The organism is Caproiciproducens galactitolivorans (assembly GCF_029266045.1).
In the GTDB taxonomy this organism is placed as follows: domain Bacteria; phylum Bacillota; class Clostridia; order Oscillospirales; family Acutalibacteraceae; genus Caproiciproducens; species Caproiciproducens galactitolivorans.
This window is the reverse complement of record NZ_JAJUFJ010000002.1, coordinates 1-17,340: the sequence shown is the minus strand read 5'-3', so window position 1 is coordinate 17,340 and position 17,340 is coordinate 1. Positions and strand designations below refer to the sequence as shown.

Below are 17,340 nucleotides of genomic sequence, written 5' to 3'. Positions count from 1 at the left end.
CCCACAAATTTATCGTGTTTACTCTAACGGTATTTAAAAGGATTTCACGGCAAAATAGAGTAAAATGATGGAACCCAGGGCAATCCGGTACCATCCGAATACTTTAAAGTCGTGCTTTTTAATATAGTTCATCAGGAATTTTATGATGAGGACGGAGACAACAAAGGCAACGACCATACCGGTGAGCAAAATGGAAACCTCCACACCCGTATAGTGGAAACCGAATTTCGCCAGTTTCAGTACGCTTGCCCCAAACATTACCGGGACAGCGAGATAAAATGTAAATTCAGCCGCCGTTGTTCTTGCAACCCCGATCAGAAGAGCGCCGACGATGGTTGCGCCGGAACGGGAGGTACCGGGGAATATTGCGGCGATCAGCTGGAAAAGCCCGATGATCAAAGCTGTTTTATAGCTTATTTTGGAAATTGCGGAGATCTTCGGCTGTTTATTCCGATTGTAGTTTTCAATTATAATAAACAAAATACCGAATAAAATCAACATGATTGAAACCGTTCGATAATTATAAAAGAAAGCCTCGATTTCCTCATCCCACAGTAAACCGACAATAGCGGCCGGAATACAGGCCACAATAATTTTTCCCCACATACTCAGAATGTCGGTCTTTACCGTCAATCTTTTTTGAAAACCAAAGGGCATCAGATTCTTCCAATAAATCACGATAACCGCTAAAATAGCGCCGAATTGAATCACAACGAGGAACATCGCCTTAAAAGTGGCGCTGGTATTCAGCTTTACAAAGTCGTCAAGCAGGATCATATGCCCCGTACTGCTGATCGGCAGCCATTCCGTAATTCCTTCAACGATTCCAAACAGGATTGCTTTTAAAATTTCTACGATTCCCATATTTCTCTCCATTTCGTGTTTGCATAGCTTGGATTTAGCTTGTTTTCAGCCATAGGAAGTCTGGAAGATTTCCGTGCGTTTATTCAGACAATATTGATTATATTCCAAAACAGAGATAACTGCAACGGAATATTGAAAATCGAAGATACTGTTGTCCGCCGCCTTCCATCTGAAACATTTCCTTATCGGGTCACATTATTCAGCCATTTGAAGCTTTTGTATCGCAGCACCGAAAATGGGATTTTGATAATTTCATCGCTCATCAGGATCATATAGATGACCGGAACGCTCCATTTAAATACGAAAGCCGCCAGGGCGCCCATTAGAATGGAGCCGCCCCACATGGTGGTTGTGTCAAGGACCAACCCGAACCGGGTATCGCCGCCGCCCCGGAAAACGCCGACGATGAGCGTTGTGTTGATTGCCTGTGCAAAGGAAAAATACGACATCACAAACAGCATGAATGATAAATGATTTTGCGTAGTCGGCGCCAGATTTAACGCGGATATGATCATCGGCCTTGCAGCCAGAATCAGGATCGCGCCGGCTCCGCCCGCGATAATGCTCAGCTTAATGAAACGCCTGGCGTAGATTTTGGCGTTTTGCAGATGGTTTTCCCCGATGGCCTTGCCGATGGTGATTGCGGTTGCGTTTGCAAGCCCAAAGGCGATTACCAGGGCAAGCTGCCGGGTGATCTGCGCAACGGAATTCGCCGACACAACAGAGCTTCCAAGGTGGCCGATCACAACGGCGTTCATCGCCACGCCGCAGCCCCACATCAGTTCGTTTATTGTAACCGGGACGGAATAGTACAGAAAGTCCCGGAACAGGTATTTGTCCCGCAAAAGCAGGGACGAAGGCTTAAATCGCAGGACATGGTTGAACTTTGCCGCATAGATTATGACAACCAGCAGCTCGATGCCTCTGGAAGTAAGTGTTGCGATGGCGGAACCCCGGATGCCAAGCTTTGGGCAGCCAAACAAGCCGAAGATTAGCAGGGAAGCAATTGTAACGTTCGACAGCAGGGAAATCAGGTACACCACGCTGGAGATTACGACGCGCTCCACGCTCCGCATGATATTCAGATAAATTACCGTGATCGACATGAGTATATATGAGAAGGAAATGATTCGAAGATATTTTACCCCTTCCGCTATAACCGGCCGCTCATTCGTAAATATATTCATGATTTGCTCTGGGAAGACCAGCACGGTTAGGGTAAATAAGGCGGCAACGCTCAACGAGAACCGCATACTGATTGCCGTGATTTTGAGGATGCTGTCGGTGTCTTTCTTTCCCCAGTACTGGGCTGTTAAAACGGCGGCGCCGGAGGTTAATCCGAAGAAAATTAACGTCAGGATGAATTGCACTTGGTTGGCAAGCGAGGCGGCGGAAAGCACCGTTTCGCTCACCCTTCCGAGCAGAAGGACGTCGATGGAAGAAATCCCGACGTTGATTAAATTTTGAAGCGCCATGGGCAGTATCAAAGAGAAGGCCGTTTTGTAAAAGGCTTTTGCTTCGTTTCTGTCAATGATCGTATTGTGTTTCACAAGCATTCCTTTCCGGTTTTCCAAAACCAGTTTTGATTTTTATGATCAGTATATTGGTAAATCTAATTTTGCGGACCGGAACATCCGGTGTTTCCAAAGCCGGCAATAGAAAATGATCAGCCGAAAAGGCGTTTGCCGGGATGACAAAAATTTTTTTTCATAATATAATAGGGAATACGGGATTCAAAATGAAATTACATACAGAATGAAGGATATTATGAACGAAAAAGAAATTTCAGAAATTCGCCGCCGCTTTCGTCCGGATAAGAGCAATATTACCCGGATTCGCGGCTGCTACGTGAACGAGCAGAGAGAAATTGTTACGCAATTCAGCCAGTCGCTGGGGCTGATGCAGCAGGAAGAAGCCGAAGAGCTTCTGGCAATCCTAAAAAAGACGCTGTCTGGCACAATTGGGAAAAACCTGATCGACATTGAGTTTGCCACTCGACAGGTCCTCGAAGGGGAGGAACATAAGTTGCTGATGGCACTTCGAGATTCCTCGCTGGAGGACGATGATGCCGTTCGGGAATTCTATGGGCGCGTGATTCAGGCGCTTAACTTGGAGGGGAAATACCTTATTCTTTTGGCCTGCGACAAATATGATGTTCCTTACTACGCAGAGGACGGAGAAAAGCAGGAAGATTCCTCGGAAGTGTTTTCGTACTTTTTGTGCAGTATCTGTCCTGTGAAACTGACAAAGCCGGCGCTCGGTTATTATGCCAGTGAAAACACGTTCCGGAATATTGCGTCCGACTGGATTGTGTCGGCGCCGGAGCTTGGCTTCCTTTTCCCGGCTTTTGACGACCGGAGCGCCAACATTTATAACGCCCTGTACTATTCCCACAATCTTGCGGAGAACCACGCGGAATTCGTGGACGCCATATTCAAAACCGAAATCCCAATGCCGGCCGCCGAACAAAAAGAAACATTCCAATCTATTTTGAGCGAAACCATTGCAGATGACTGCAATCTGGATGTTGTGCAAACGGTTCACAGCGAATTGTCCGGGCTGATTGAAGAACACAAAACCAATAAAGAGAAAGAGCCGTTGGTGATTTCAAAGGAAACGGTGAAAGGTGTTTTGAAATCCTGTGGTGTTCCGGAAACCCGAGTCACAGCGTTTGAAGAAAAATATGACGACGCTTTTGGCGCCGATATGGAAATCAGTCCGCGTAATATCATTGATACCAAGCAATTTGAGCTGCGTACCCCCGATGTGACAATCCGTGTGAACCCGGAATGCAGCGACCTGGTCGACACGCGGGTCATCAATGGGGTGAAGTATATTTTAATCCGTGCTGATGAAGGCGTGGAGGTAAACGGTGTGAACATTCATATTTCGTAACAGTTCTTAGGAACCTAAAAAAAGATTTCCCCGCAGAACGGTTATGTGAATAATTTTACCATATATCAGCAGACTGGCAAAGATGTTGCGCGATAAAATTCGCGGCTATAAAAAGATGTCTTGAAAAAAGCGCTCCGAAAAAATCGGAGCGCTTTTTTATGCTAGGGTGAAGGCGGTTTCCTACAATAGCTGCGCAACGAATTTGCCCGTCCAGCATGCGGAAAGGGCAAGAAACAGATTCAGACAGGCGTTTAGCCCGCCCATTAAATATGCGCCTTCGGAGATAAAGGAAACCGTTTCAAAGCTGAAAGTAGAAAATGTTGTAAGCCCTCCCAAAAATCCGGTTGTCAGGAATATCCGAAGGTTTGGGGACATAGGGAATAGGCTTGTACTGGATTCCATGATAAAGCCCATGATAAACCCGCCAAGTACATTCACAAGGAAAGTCCCCAGGGGGAAGTTGCCGAAAAACTTTGAGGTAGAGCACGAAATTATGTATCTTAACATGGTACCCAAAAATCCGCCGAAACCAACAATTAATACTTTAATCATTCCCTATACCACCTTACAAAAAATAAAAGCTTCTACTTTAAGTGTAAAGTAGAAGCCATCAGCATAAAGATGCATTTTGGTGAGCCTCATCACCATATTGAACTATATAACAGGATAAAGGATATCCGTTGGTTTGTAAATACATAGAAAACATAAAGAATCGGATTCTCCTTGCTCGATTTCGTGTTTTTTGTACAATCCCTTATTGCAGCGATGCCGCCCGCATAGCCAGAATAAAATACACTCTTATTCCCGAAAAGAAAATTTTTCAGTTTCAAGAATAAGAGTGTTCGGATCAGCCAGTATGTAATAAACAAATTGTACAATTTCCAGATTATAAACTAAAAGTCATAGCTGATTTCCGTTATGGGAATGACTTTTTTTGGTACTTCCGGATGCTCTCCGATCATCTTTTCCATCCAGATCATATCGTACCATGTGCCGAACTTATAGCCGCATTTTGTAAAGTGAGCCGCTTTTGCATACCCTAAATGCTCGTGGAAAGCCATACTGGCATTGTTAAGGTGCGCATCCTCAACCGGTGTATAGGCAATGCAGGCGTTCAGGTTAATAATGTTCTGGCGTTTCAGAAGCTCCTCCAGAGCAAGATACAGTTTTTTTCCCAAGCCTTTCCTTCGGCAATCCTGTTTTATGTATATGCTGGTTTCAACCGCCCAATTGTAAGCCGCGCGCTTTTTAAATGCCGATGCATATGCATAGCCGACAATGCGCCCCTCATCCACAGCGACAATGTAGGGATACATTTGTAAAGTGTCTTTGGTTCGCCTTGAAAACTCAGCTACGGACGGTACGTCATACTCAAAAGTAATGGACGTATTCCGAACATAGGGGGAATAAATATCCAAAAGTTCTTCTGCGTCCTTTTCTGTTGCCATCCGGATCAGGGTTCCCTGCTCCATTTTACGACCTTCTTTCTTTCATAAATGTAATTCCCATTGTGGAGGTGATGGGAATCATATTCTTTCATATGACCGGCTTATCCCCTATGCGGATAACCGAAACCATAAAAAACAATAGCAGCCTTATGTCACAAAATCATGACAAACGTACCAAGGGTAATTAGTATGCCGCCGAGGATGCTTTTCACTGTTACCGTTTCCTTCAGCGCCACAAAAGCAAGAACCATGGCAATGACCACGCTGAATTTATCGATTGGGATTACTTTTGAGGCTTCGCCGATTTGAAGTGCCTTATAATAGAATAGCCATGAAAGGCCGGTTGCAATGCCGGACAGAATAAGGAATATCCAGCTTTTTTGAGTAATATTCGCAATTTGGAACTGTGTTCCGGTGATAAAAACGATTCCCCACGCCATGATTAAAACGACTGCGGTGCGTATTGCAGTAGCTAAGTTAGAGTTTATGTCCTCAATTCCGATCTTGGCCAGTATGGACGTAGACGCTGCAAATACTGCGGACAATAACGCATAAATGAACCACATGGAATTTCCGTTTTTTAACTTTTCGATCGTGCCATTCACTCCCGTTCTTTTTTTAATAAGTGCTTGTGACATTTATCTGTTGCCACTTTTTCATTATAGAAAGCCATTTTGCAATAGTATCTGTAATTATACTCATGTTATACCGCACAGGGGACCGAAAATCAATCCTGCCGAATCGGCGGCGCATCAGAAATTTCAGCGCTTCGGCCGAGCTGAACCGTAGGAGATTGTCATAAACATACGGGTATCCTGCGCGATCCCGGGACGGTACATAAAAAGAGAGGCATCGGTTCGTGGGGAAGATAAACCGATGCCTCGCAAATAGAATTATTATGAAGAATATAGCATGGAAACTTTTATCCTACTGTGGCAACAAAAATTCTTGTGCCGTTTACATAAATTCCGGCTGCAGAGTCCGCCGCGCCGGCGGAAGTAATTTTGTAGTAATAATCATTGCCGGATTTGGAAACAAAAGCGAGCTTGAAGCACGGAGTTCCAACGGTAACGGATGGGGCTGTGGCGGAGGTAATCTTGAAGGTATAGGCGCCATGCACCGTCAAATCCATTGTCGTATCACTTGTGAAAGTGTTGCCTTTTACGGTGGCAACAAAAATTCTTGTGCCGTTCACATAGATTCCGGCTGCGGAGCCCGACGCACCGGCGGAAGTGATTCTGTAGAAATAATCATTGCCGGATTTGGAAACAAAAGCGAGCTTGAAGCACGGAGTACCGACGGTAACGGTTGGAGCCGCCGCCGAGGTAATCTTGAACATATAGGATCCGTTTACTTCTAAATCCATGGTGGTGTCGCTTGTGAAGGAATAGCCTTTTACCGTAGCGACAAAGAGCTTGTTGCCATTCAGGTATATGCCCGTTGCGGCGCCAATGGGGCCGACTGCGGTAAGCTTGTAGAAGTATTCGTTGCCGTTTTTGGCATACAGCGCTACGGTGAATACGCCGCCTGTGCCGGCTACAACGGAAGGTACGGACGATGAGGTCACTTTCATAATGTAGCTGGAGCCCTTTTCGACCGAGAGGTCGGCGTTTGTGTCGGAAACAGCGGTCGGTTCAGCAAGAGCGGTAATCGTGCATTGCGCCGTACCGTAGTCATCCATTTCGTAGCCGTCCGCGTCATAGAGCGTTGCGGTCAGAGTCGCCTTGTTTTCCGACGCGAAAACCGGGTCAAAACCGGTTACCTTTACGGTTGCGGAAGCGCCGGAGGAGGTGAGCTCAAATATGTCGTTGCTGCCGTCGATGTCCCAGACAATCCTGCCCCCGTCGGGGAGAGAGGTCCCGGCCGGGTAAGCGGCAGCGGTGAATGTCTCTGAACAGCCCTTCGCAATGCTTGAAGTGTCTTTATTAATCGCAAGGCCTGCAAAAGAAAGGGAGGCAATTTTAAACGTATCGGTTGCCGCGCCGGCTGTTTTTGCAAGCGTATAACCGAAGGTGTTGAAATCGTCCGCGTCAACCGCATTTGCAGCAGCCTTGAAGACGGTGGTGCCGGCCGCAAAGGTTTTGTCGGTCAGCTTCAGCGTGACACCGGAGGCGCTGCCGGTTACATAAAGGTTTCCGGCTGCAATCTTCATTGTGCCGTCGCCGCTGATTGTATCTGCCGTAACCATGCCGTCAAATGCAAGCGTGGTATCGGTATCTAAGGAAATAGTGTCAACCGTAACGGAACCGCCGACGGTTGCGCTTGTGTCTTCATGCTGGGTGTAAATCGTCCCGTTTTTCGCGTTGGCGGGAGCGGGGATTTTTCCGATGAAGGCATCGCTGTCATCGCCGAGATACACACTTGTTTCGCGGAAATCGAGGTCGATGGCGTTTATGCCGATGCTGTCGCCGGATAAGGTGATGGAACCGTCCGCGTCCGATTTCAGGCCGGCGCAGGTGATTTTGGATTCCTTAGAGGACAGAAAGATCTCCTGCGCGGTAATTTTACCCATTACAACAGGGGTGTCCGATTCATTCGCGCGGACGGTAACCGTACCGCCCGCGTCGATTGCTCCGGTTGTGCCCGCGTTTACGGTTACGTTGCTGTCCGAATCTAAGGTTACATCCGTAACATCGATATTTCCGGTCTTGCCGCCGCTTACAAGAACTGATTCTCCGCCGGACGTGGCCGTGGCTCCGCTCGTTTTAATGTCGCCGACGGTGCCGTCCGTAACTTCAACGGTGCCGCTTTCTATATCGATGGAACCGACCTTCCCGCCGTTGATCTGGAGGTTCCCGACATGGCCGGAAATTTTCTTCACATTGGTTTTCTCTTCGACATACACGCTTGTGGTGCCCTTGGGGAATATCACTTCACTATCCGTAACATTGCTTGTTCCGGAATTTGCGTTGCCGGTCAGCATGGTTTTTCCGTCCGTCTTCTTAATCGTAAAAACTTTGCTGTCCGGGAATAAGGTCGCTGCGTCCGTCTTTTTTTCAATTTTTGTTTTCAAGGTGTAAGCGTCGCTTGAGCTGGTCGACGCCTTATAGGTGGAACCGTCTGCAACCAGCTTTTTTACTGTGATGGACACGTTCATGGTGGACGCGTCCTGTGTGTACCGGTTGGTTTCGGAAGAGAAAGCCCTGCCGACGGTGGCGGTCGGGAAGCGGGTGAACGCCGAAGCCGTGTCCGCGACCGGAATATGTACGTCATTGCCCGTCACGCTGAAGCTGTAGGCGTTTTTATCCGTAATACCGGAGGTCGCCGCGGTTAGGTCGGCGGGTTCATAAACCGCCAGCGCGGAATCGGCGCTCGGTTTTGCCTTGTAAATACCCAAAGTCTTTGTATAGTTGGCGGTTTGGGCAAAGGTTTCAAAATCAGAAAAGCCGGTACCGGGCTTTTTGGAAGCAAAGTCTGCCTCGTATTCGCCGAAGACGATCTGATCCTTGTCGTAAACATATACGGTAAGGTTCTCTCTTGCCGTTACGGTGTAATCCTGTCCGTCGTCGGTGTAGCTGCCTTCGTAAAGAACCGAAATCACTTCTTTACCGGAAGCCGAGTTGCTCTTCAGCTTCAGCGACGCCGTATCGTTGGATTTGTTCACCTTTAACGAAACAAGCCTGTCGCCGGAAACATGGGCGATTTCCTTTATTTTTTCGTCGCTGACCATCTGGTGGTCCTTGGTTTCAAACAGGAAGTCGCTGCCGCTGTTAAGCAGGAAATCCGTAAGGTCGGCGGTGTTTGAAGCACCGCCGTTGACAAGATAAATGCTGTCCTGATTGGTGCTGCTGATTACGCCGGTTAATGATTTTACAGCCGCCGAAGCACCAACGACGGGAAAGCTGCTCAGAATCAAGGCAGACGAAAGTACGAAAGAAAGAACTTTTGCTGCAAATTTTTTCATTCTGCAATCCTCCTGACCGAATGGTGTTTTGCAAATTTGTGATGAAAGTGCGGTGATGTTTTTTCTAACAGCAGGCTTGCTGCCGCAGCCGTATTCCATGCGTCAGCTTATGGATTCGTCCATATGGGATCCCTTATCGGTTTTGCTGACTTAAAAGGGAGGAAGGGGAACGGCTTCCGGTCTTTGTGCTGCTTGTGCTGCCGGAGAGGCTTTGCGCCTGAGAGGATGTTGTTCCTTTTTTGCTGGAAGCTGTGCTCGAAATTTCCTTTCCAGGGGTGCTGGATGAAACGGAAGTGTTGCCTTTGCCGGATTCATCGGAGGAAACCGGGGAATCCTCGTTGTCCGTTTCCTGCGGCATTGTGCCGCTGGTTGCGCTGGATGAATCCGGAGTGTCTTTGCCCGCCGTTTCGTCCGGGGCATTGTTGTCCGCCGGAACGGAAATATCCTTGGTATCGTCGCCGTCCGGGTTCGCGGATTCTTTCAACTCATCAATCCTTTTTATAATATCCTTTATTTGAGCGTCCTTGTATTCGCTGATAGTAGCGGAAGGATCGAGCTCCTGCAGCTCTTGGATCAGGCGCAGCTTCCCCGGGGTGATGGCCAGCCTTTTGGCTTCGTCCCGCTTATCCATGGAAATGTGATCCTTGCTGATTCTTGCGGTTTTACCTTCTGATTTTATTGCCGCTTCCGCGCCCTGCGCCGCGGAGTTTTCCAGTTCGATCGCGGCCTTGGTATTGTCGGTTTCAGATGTTACGGAAATGACCGTTGAACCGTCCTGTGCAACAAAGCCCTTCTTTGCGGCTGCCCGAACCAAGGTATGGACGGCGCTTTTGACATCCGCGTCCATGATGTTTTGCCCGTTCAGGAGCGTTGCGCCGCCGCTGTCATAAGCCGTTGCGGACACAACCTTTCCAAACCCGTTCACGCCCAGCTCAACGCTGGGGTTGATGTCAAGGCTTATATAGGAAGATGGAGTTTGATAGTATATGGCTGCGGCAGCGGATATTGCACACACAAGGACAACGGTGCAGACCGCTATAGCGGCCCTGTGCCTTACGAAACGTCCGGACCGGGTCTGCGTCGCAGCGGGCGCCGTGTTTAAATTAGCAATTAGGAAATCCTTTGTTTTCCTCTTTAGGTCATCTTCGGCACGGATATGGTTCATAGCAGCCTTAAAAATAGTTCCCATCATCAAAACCTCTCAATTTCTTCTTTAAAATTGCTTTTGCCCTTCTCAGATGTGTGTGAATGGTATTTTGATTCCTTCCGAGAATCGTTGCAATTTCAGGGACCGTATAGTCCTCAAAATAGAAGAGATATATAACATTTCTGTATTTCTGTGGAAGGGATAACACCTCGCGCAATACACCCTCTTCGGCTTTATCCTCTATGGGAATTTCTAAGTTATCGATGGAACAGGTATTTTTTCGAAAGAAGCTTTTGTGGAAATCCTTGCATTCATTTATGGTAACTCTGCAGAGCCATGCCTTTTCGTGCGCGTCGCTTTCAAACGGCTCTTTATGCTGTAATAGCTTTAAGAAGACGTTTTGAAAGATATCTTCCACATCCGCTTCACTTTTAAGATACATAAAGCATATTCTTCGAACCATATCGGAATATTTGTCGAGAGCTTCGGTTACAACATCGTTGGTACCGGACGATGTTTTTTCCATTTTCTTTCCTCCCTTCAATATAGATACGATTGAAAACGGTAAATACTTTCAAAATTCGGCAAAATTTTATAAAATTTTTTTCCAGGTATAGAGAGCGCATAATAAAACCGCTTTGAGGCTCGCTTGTTTGAAGCTGGGACGAAGGCCCCGGCAGCCGGATGAACTGAAAAAAGAGGAAGAGGTGTTTGCAACACATCTTCCTCAATCGGTATTATATTTTTCGGAAATGCGCCTGCTGCTCATCACCCGTGGCGGCTCAATACTATTCTAACGTAAATTCCAGTATAGGTCAAATTTCAATATTTTTATAAAATAATACTGGAATACAGGCCTTTTTCAAACAGGCCCGCCGTCCGGCGAGCGGTCGCGTCTTGTCTGGAGCAAACCGCTATTTTAACGCCTGCTTATTTTGGAAGAAATCCTTCCACGGGTCACTCCTGCCGATCCGCTGGAGTGCGTCCGCCATTGTAATGCCGTCCGGGGCGACGGTTTCAAGTTCATCCCAGGCGATTGGCATGGATATTTTGGCTCCCTTCCGCGCCCTTATGGAATAGGGAGCAATACTGGTAGCGCCCCTTCCGTTTCGGATCCAGTCAATAAAAATCTTGTTTTTTCGCTTGTCTTTTCGGATATTGCTGGTATAACGGCCGGGCCATTTCTGTTCCATTACTTCGGCAACGCGTTTTGCAAAATCATGGAACACGTCCCACGAAACGGTGGGTTTAAAAGGGACGACAACGTGGTACCCTTTGCCGCCGCTGGTCTTAAGATACGCGTTGATCGAAAGCTCGGCAAGAATGCTTTTCAGATCCATTACGCCTTGGCGCACCTTATCAAGCTCCATCCCCTCGTCCGGGTCAAGGTCAAAGACCATTATGTCAGGGGTTTCAAGCTTTTCCACACGGCTGCCCCATGTGTGAAATTCCAGCGTGCCCATCTGCGCTTCCGCTATCAACCCGGCCGCGTCCTCAATATAAAAGTAATTTTCCATTTCCCCGTCGTTCGCGGGGATCGAAACGGAGACGATTCCTTGATTGTCCGTACCCGGGTGTTTTTTAAAGAAGCAGGTCTGGGATATTCCTTTCGGACAGCGCACGATGCTTAAAATCCGGTGGGATACATAGGGCAACATATGCGCCGCAACCTTTTCGTAATATCGGATTACGTCCGCCTTGGTTATTTCAGGGTCGTCGAACATGACTTTATCCGGATGGGTAATTTTAATCCCCTGTATGATTAGTTCATTGCCGCTTTCTTGCATTGTTTTTTTATTGTCCACAGCGGATGCCTGACGCTGTACTTCCTCATCCGCTTTTTCCTTTCTTACCTTCTTCGGGTCCTTATCCGTTCGCAGCCCTTTAAAGCTTGCCTGCCGCAGCAGATTCTCTTGCGTCCATTGCGCAAACTTGATTTCCGCCACCAATTGGGGATCGAGCCATGTGATTCTTTCGTTGTTTTTCGCCTGCGGCGCGTGTTTGAAAGGGGAAGCATCCCTTTTCAGATCTTTAAAATGCTTTTCAAGCTCGGTTACGCTGCGGGCGCTCAGGCCGGTTCCGGCACGCCCGGCATAGACAAGTTCTTCCCCCTCGTACACGCCAAGCAGGAGCGAACTGATCCCGCTTGTTTTTTTATCGGATAGCGTATATCCCCCAATGACAAATTCCTGCCTTTTATCACACTTCAGTTTGATCCAATCCCCGTTTCTTGTCCCGCTGTACACGGAGTCGGCTTTTTTGCCGACAATCCCTTCCAGATCCGCCCGGCAGGCCGCAAGGAAATTCTCCTTTCCGTTTCCCCGGATATGCTGGCTGTAATGGAGTTCTTTTGGGCTATTTTCCATAAGGGCTTCCAGCGTTTCTTTCCGGTCGATCAGGCGGCATCCTCGAAGGTCTTCTCCGTCCAGAGCCAGAAGGTCGAAGATGATATAGGTGAGGTTTTTGCCCATCGGCTGCCGCATATAATTTTGAAGAGCCTGGAAATCCGTCTTTCCTTGGGTGTCTGTGATGGCCATCTCTCCATCAAGGACCATCGCCCTTCCCGCAGCCCAATCAAGGAGGGAAGAAGCAATGCCCGGAAACCGATCCGTATAATTTTGGCCGTTTCTGGTCATAAGCCGGACGCGGTTGCCCTCCAGAAACGCCAAAATCCGGTAACCGTCATATTTCACCTCATAGAGCCATTCGTCGCCTTCGGGGGCTGTGTCCACCAGTTGGGCAAGCTGTACATCGGTTTGGGTGAACGGGTTCCGCGTAAATTTCTGCTCCGTTCCCGCTTTAATTTCTTTCATGGTACGTCCGGTTCTGACGCTGGTGGTGAATTCGGAAATCCCGTCGGAGACCCGGGCATACTCGTCCTTTTCCTTTAGTAGGAGCCAGTTCTTTTCCGCTTCCCCCGCTTTTGCTTTCATTCGGATCAATGCCCATTTTCCCTTAAGCCTTCTTCCTTTCAGAACGAATTTAAGCGAACCTGTACGCAGCCCTTCGGCCACGTCCGACAGGGGTTCCCAGATTCCTTCATCCCAAAGCATGACAGCGCCGCCGCCGTATTCGCCCTTGGGAATCAGCCCTTCAAAGTTCCGGTATTCCAAGGGGTGGTCCTCCACTTGTACGGCAAGCCTCTTGTCGCGGATATTATAGGAAGGCCCCTTCGGTACCGCCCAGCTTAAAAGTACGCCGTCCCATTCCAGGCGGAAATCGAAATGGTCCCGGCGGGCTATATGATGTTGAACAACAAACTTCAACTGTTCTTCCGGCGTTTCCGATATGCCCTCCGGTTCACGGGTCTTTTCAAAATTCCTCTTTCGGTTGTATTCTTCCAGCTTGGCCATTCATACTCACCTTTTTGATAACATACCACTTCTATTAGACTTAAACCTGAAAATTGAGGTTTTTTTGCGGGAAATTGTAAGCTTTATTATCCGCTGCTTCCTTGCGGTTTATTCTTATTTGATGAAATGCGGAACGTCTCCAAATTTATTTGTATTTGACGGTGCGTTGGTTAAACTAAACCATGGAGGTGGCGTTTATGCCGGCAGCACATCATACGGTAATTTCATTCGGGCTTGTATCCATCCCTGTGTCGATGTACACAGCTACCCAGGATAACGATATCCATTTTAATCAACTGCACAAGGAGGATCAGAGCCGTGTGCGGTATAAAAAAACGTGTGCCCATTGCGGGAAGGAGCTGAAAAGCGAGGACATTATTAAAGGCTATGAATATGATAAGGATCGCTATGTGGTCGTTTCAGACGAGGAAATCGAAAAAATTAAGACGGAAAAGGAAAAATCGATTCAGATCCTGCACTTCGCGCAATTGAATCAGATATCCCCGGTTTATTACGATAAAACATATCAGGCGGTCCCGCAAAAGGGAGGGGAAAAGGCTTTCGAGCTTCTGCGGTCCGCGCTGATGCGGGAGCAGAAGATAGCTATCGGGAAGACCGTCCTGGGGACAAAAGATACGCTGATGGCGATTATCCCGCGTGAAAACGGGGTGCTGATATCAACCATGTTTTATCAGGATGACATTAAGGAGTTGCAAAAATCTTATGATATTCCGAAGCCGACCGAGCAGGAGCTGAAAATGGCCCAGCTGTTGATTAACTCGATGGATACGCCGTTCGATCCGTCCCAGTATAAGGATGAGTATCAGGAAAGGCTCAGGGAGCTTATTGAAACAAAAATTGCCGGGAAGGAAGTTGTCGCCGCCAGTCCGGAAAAAACGGACGGGAAAGTGATAGACCTTATGGATGCGCTGAAGGCCAGCATAGAAAAGCAGAACGAGGGAAAAACGCCTCCGGCGAAAAAGAAGAATAAAAAGCAGGGAGCGTAGGATGAAATTGCCGTTTTATTGTGCTCATTAGATCCATACCTTTTCTTTGCTGAAGGACCAAAATAAGGGCAAAAGCTTTCGCTTCTGCCCTTTTATTATAGGATAGCGCTACGAATCATTGGTGGCAAAATTTTTTATTTGGTGGCAAAACAGGAATCAAAATATTGAAATTGTGTTTATAAAGGCGCTAAAGCACTTACTGTTTTATTACCACCAGTTTTGCCACCAACATTTGGGAGGAAAATCATGCCTGACTTTATAAATACAGAGATTGTAAAAGACAGTTCAATTGATTCAGATAAGAAGTTTAAATGCACAGTCTATCTAAAAAGAGGATGCTACGCAAAAGTGGATAGCCTTATTAATCTTGCTGGCTGCACTTCGAGAAATGATGCAATCGAAAAAGCTGTTGATTTTTATTTTGGATACATTACTTCTCAACTAAAGATTATTTATGCGGCGCTTTTGGTTCAAAGATGGAAGGACTGGTTAATAACCTAGCTACGCGAATTTCAAAAGGGAATTTTCGAACAGCAGTTGAAATGGATATGTTAACACGTATGTTGGCTACCGTGGTACAACTTGGTAAAGATGATTATGAAAAACTGCGTACCAAGTCCATTCATGATGTAAAAACGACAAACGGATCCATTGATATTCTGGAAGCGGTTAATGAATCAGAAAGTGAAATATAGGGTCTTTAGATAATTAGCATATTGACATTGGAAAAAAATGGAATTATAATTAAGGTGAAATTAATTCTATATTATAATTAAAGGGTGAGTCCATTGAACTAATTGCAAAATCAGGTTTGTTCCGTTTCGGTCGTCTACATATAATTATTAAAAAACTAAAGGAGTGTGTAAAATGAAGAATACTATTAAAAAGGCTATCAGTTTAGTTCTTGTGCTTGCAATGTCCACTACCATTTCTATGCCCGGGCTTGCCGCGACTACACATAATCCTGAAAGCATTATCATTAAACAGAGTGACGGTAATTATAAGGTAAATAACCTTGGGACTTCGGCAGGAGTCAAGGTAACAATGAGCAAGGATGGCATTTATCAAGATGAGAATGGAAATCTGTTCTCTAAAGTGAAAGATGATTTATTTATTCCTGTGAAAAAGGTAGCTATTCCGCTGGAAAATATCCAAGCCACTAATGCTGTGATTAAGGAACAAAACATTCAAAAGGAAACTGCTAATTATATTCTTGATGTTATAGCTAATGCTAAGAAAAATCATAATCATATAGACAGTATTCAAGTATATTTGCCACAAGCAACAAATTCCAGGAGGACTTATAAGGGATATGGAAATAAAACGTATTTTGAAGAAACAGTTGCAACCAATTATCATAGCGAACCAGCAGATGTTAATCAATCCCCTTGGGGTACTTATAAGAATAGTGTCATTAAAGGAATCGTAGAATATCTTATAGGTGAAGCAGTTGATAAAGTGACGTATAATTCATATTCTATAGCGAGTATTTTTGCTTCAGCTGTACCTAGTTCAGTACCAGGCACTACTGAAGTAACTCATTATGCTCAACTGTTTGAATCAAAGACTACAAAACACACTTATGTTGTGGAGGATGGTCAATACCTTTTTGGTTCATTGACAGAAAAAGCTTCGGGAAAGTTCGAAAACTTTATTTCAATCCCGGGTGTGTCCGGTGGAAACAAACGAGGATCGGACTCTAAAATTTCAAATATTCAAACCCAAAACTATTCATCTGCCGATAAAAGAGCCTATTATGGCTATGTAAGCGGTGGTTGGGTTGAAAGAATTGAATCTTACCAGTATGGTCAAGCGACTTTTAACTCTGCATATTCCTCCTGATATCACCAAGCGACAATTTTAATTAACTCAGTGGCTTCCTAAGTTATACATGAGCGCCGTTATAGTAATATGGCGCTCTCTTAGCTTTTCAATGCTGATGGCCAACTTAAGAGGGGATGATCACCAATTGAGAATAAAACGAAAAAAAATAATTATATTATGTATTTCATTGATTTTGGCTATAGTCACAGCAGCATGGGCGTGGTTTACAGAACCAGTAACAGTGGACAGAGCAATGCAGGACAGGAAAGTAACAAATGCCGTAATTTCATACAAAACTATTACAAAAGATGGAATTGCTGCAACGACTATTCAAACACAGAATGTAACCGAAATAAAAAAAGTGATTAATTTAATGAATCAATATCCATACAGCAGAAGACTTTTCGCTACTTCGCCATCAAATTCTTCCCATTATTCAGACACACATATGATATGGATTTCATTGGGGTATAAAAACGGGAACGGCAAGCCCGGAATATATAACTATCTTATATATGAGTATGGATACATGCAAACATCAGATTCTGGAGAACATCTTCACCCTAGTGGAATCGGACGATTTGGAACCGAAAAGACGAAAGCGTTTTATAGTAAAATCACCGATTTGTTTCATCAGCTTGAGGGTAATTCAACCTGGGAAAAAACAATTGATGCATCATAAATAGTAGAAGTTGTCTCTTGTACGAACTTTTTCAATTGGTTCACTTGAAGTTAAGACAGAATGAGCAAGAAACTTGTTGAAAATAAGCAAAAGAGTAAATATGATTCCGAGCACAAATGGATTCCATTTGTGCTCTATTTTATAGTTAGGAGGAATCAAATTGCCTGGCGCAAGAATTGTACTAAATTCCCGGTATTTCCATATTGCCAAAGTGGG

15 protein-coding genes and 1 riboswitch are annotated in these 17,340 nt (G+C 46.0%); of the genes, 5 read left to right on the top strand and 10 right to left on the bottom strand.

What is annotated here, in order from left to right; translation table 11 throughout:
• Positions 1–33: 33 nt before the first annotated feature.
• The gene (locus P9B68_RS02460; protein WP_277668398.1) at positions 34–864 is read right to left on the bottom strand and encodes an undecaprenyl-diphosphate phosphatase; all 831 of its coding nucleotides are present in this window, start codon (positions 862–864) and stop codon (positions 34–36) included.
• Positions 865–1,046: 182 nt separating this feature from the next.
• Positions 1,047–2,420 carry an MATE family efflux transporter gene (locus tag P9B68_RS02455; protein WP_277668397.1) on the bottom strand — a complete coding sequence of 458 codons (1,374 nt, stop codon included), beginning with the start codon at positions 2,418–2,420 and terminating at the stop codon, positions 1,047–1,049.
• A 211-nt stretch (positions 2,421–2,631) separates the two neighbouring features.
• Here P9B68_RS02455 and P9B68_RS02450 point away from each other — a divergent pair, with 211 nt between their 5' ends.
• A complete protein-coding gene (locus tag P9B68_RS02450) occupies positions 2,632–3,759 on the top strand; it encodes a DUF4317 domain-containing protein (protein WP_277668396.1) in 1,128 nt (375 codons plus the stop codon).
• Positions 3,760–3,939: 180 nt separating this feature from the next.
• On the opposite strand, the gene crcB is transcribed toward P9B68_RS02450, so the two are convergent.
• The 7 genes from crcB to ligD all read right to left on the bottom strand — a co-directional run bounded on the left by crcB (position 3,940) and on the right by ligD (position 13,611).
• Positions 3,940–4,311 carry a fluoride efflux transporter CrcB gene (crcB, locus tag P9B68_RS02445; RefSeq protein WP_135657985.1) on the bottom strand — a complete coding sequence of 124 codons (372 nt, stop codon included), beginning with the start codon at positions 4,309–4,311 and terminating at the stop codon, positions 3,940–3,942.
• Positions 4,312–4,353: 42 nt separating this feature from the next.
• Positions 4,354–4,414: riboswitch (Fluoride riboswitch) on the bottom strand.
• A 238-nt stretch (positions 4,415–4,652) separates the two neighbouring features.
• A complete protein-coding gene (locus P9B68_RS02440; protein WP_277668395.1) occupies positions 4,653–5,231 on the bottom strand; it encodes a GNAT family N-acetyltransferase in 579 nt (192 codons plus the stop codon).
• Between the two features lie 128 nt (positions 5,232–5,359).
• On the bottom strand, positions 5,360–5,773 hold the full coding sequence (locus P9B68_RS02435; protein WP_277668454.1) for an EamA family transporter: 414 nt from the start codon (positions 5,771–5,773) through the stop codon (positions 5,360–5,362).
• A gap of 356 nt (positions 5,774–6,129) precedes the next feature.
• Positions 6,130–9,111, bottom strand: a complete 2,982-nt coding sequence (locus P9B68_RS02430; protein WP_277668394.1) for a hypothetical protein — start codon at positions 9,109–9,111, stop codon at positions 6,130–6,132.
• A gap of 133 nt (positions 9,112–9,244) precedes the next feature.
• Positions 9,245–10,303: an anti-sigma-I factor RsgI family protein gene (locus tag P9B68_RS02425; RefSeq protein ID WP_277668393.1), complete on the bottom strand. Its 1,059-nt coding sequence runs from the start codon at positions 10,301–10,303 to the stop codon at positions 9,245–9,247.
• A complete protein-coding gene (locus P9B68_RS02420; RefSeq protein ID WP_135657992.1) occupies positions 10,284–10,784 on the bottom strand; it encodes an RNA polymerase sigma factor in 501 nt (166 codons plus the stop codon). The genes P9B68_RS02425 and P9B68_RS02420 overlap by 20 nt, the downstream gene beginning before the upstream one ends.
• 388 nt (positions 10,785–11,172) lie before the next feature.
• Positions 11,173–13,611, bottom strand: a complete 2,439-nt coding sequence (gene ligD, locus P9B68_RS02415; protein ID WP_277668392.1) for a DNA ligase D — start codon at positions 13,609–13,611, stop codon at positions 11,173–11,175.
• Between the two features lie 197 nt (positions 13,612–13,808).
• Here ligD and ku point away from each other — a divergent pair, with 197 nt between their 5' ends.
• From ku to P9B68_RS02395, 4 genes are all read left to right on the top strand, one after another.
• On the top strand, positions 13,809–14,618 hold the full coding sequence (gene ku / locus P9B68_RS02410) for a non-homologous end joining protein Ku (RefSeq protein ID WP_277668391.1): 810 nt from the start codon (positions 13,809–13,811) through the stop codon (positions 14,616–14,618).
• Between the two features lie 246 nt (positions 14,619–14,864).
• Complete coding sequence (locus tag P9B68_RS02405; RefSeq protein WP_277668390.1) at positions 14,865–15,119, top strand: hypothetical protein; 255 nt, start codon at positions 14,865–14,867, stop codon at positions 15,117–15,119.
• Positions 15,120–15,485: 366 nt separating this feature from the next.
• Positions 15,486–16,460, top strand: coding sequence for a hypothetical protein (locus P9B68_RS02400; RefSeq protein ID WP_277668389.1), 975 nt, complete (start codon positions 15,486–15,488; stop codon positions 16,458–16,460).
• A 127-nt stretch (positions 16,461–16,587) separates the two neighbouring features.
• On the top strand, positions 16,588–17,124 hold the full coding sequence (locus P9B68_RS02395) for a hypothetical protein (RefSeq protein WP_277668388.1): 537 nt from the start codon (positions 16,588–16,590) through the stop codon (positions 17,122–17,124).
• Here the strand turns inward: P9B68_RS02395 and P9B68_RS02390 are convergent.
• On the bottom strand, positions 17,119–17,340 hold a 222-nt coding region (locus P9B68_RS02390), incomplete at its 5' end, for a hypothetical protein (protein ID WP_277668387.1). The two genes, P9B68_RS02395 and P9B68_RS02390, sit on opposite strands and share 6 nt — an antisense overlap.

Bases quoted from the DNA above. Each gene is read 5' to 3' on its own strand.
- P9B68_RS02455 (WP_277668397.1), bottom strand. From the start codon at position 2,420: ATGCTTGTGAAACACAATACGATCATTGACAGAAACGAAGCAAAAGCC.
- crcB (WP_135657985.1), bottom strand. From the start codon at position 4,311: ATGATTAAAGTATTAATTGTTGGTTTCGGCGGATTTTTGGGTACCATG.
- P9B68_RS02460 (WP_277668398.1), bottom strand. From the start codon at position 864: ATGGGAATCGTAGAAATTTTAAAAGCAATCCTGTTTGGAATCGTTGAA.
- ligD (WP_277668392.1), bottom strand. From the start codon at position 13,611: ATGGCCAAGCTGGAAGAATACAACCGAAAGAGGAATTTTGAAAAGACC.
- P9B68_RS02425 (WP_277668393.1), bottom strand. From the start codon at position 10,303: ATGATGGGAACTATTTTTAAGGCTGCTATGAACCATATCCGTGCCGAA.
- P9B68_RS02430 (WP_277668394.1), bottom strand. From the start codon at position 9,111: ATGAAAAAATTTGCAGCAAAAGTTCTTTCTTTCGTACTTTCGTCTGCC.
- P9B68_RS02420 (WP_135657992.1), bottom strand. From the start codon at position 10,784: ATGGAAAAAACATCGTCCGGTACCAACGATGTTGTAACCGAAGCTCTC.
- P9B68_RS02405 (WP_277668390.1), top strand. From the start codon at position 14,865: ATGCCTGACTTTATAAATACAGAGATTGTAAAAGACAGTTCAATTGAT.
- P9B68_RS02450 (WP_277668396.1), top strand. From the start codon at position 2,632: ATGAACGAAAAAGAAATTTCAGAAATTCGCCGCCGCTTTCGTCCGGAT.
- P9B68_RS02435 (WP_277668454.1), bottom strand. From the start codon at position 5,773: ATGTGGTTCATTTATGCGTTATTGTCCGCAGTATTTGCAGCGTCTACG.
- P9B68_RS02400 (WP_277668389.1), top strand. From the start codon at position 15,486: ATGAAGAATACTATTAAAAAGGCTATCAGTTTAGTTCTTGTGCTTGCA.
- P9B68_RS02440 (WP_277668395.1), bottom strand. From the start codon at position 5,231: ATGGAGCAGGGAACCCTGATCCGGATGGCAACAGAAAAGGACGCAGAA.
- ku (WP_277668391.1), top strand. From the start codon at position 13,809: ATGCCGGCAGCACATCATACGGTAATTTCATTCGGGCTTGTATCCATC.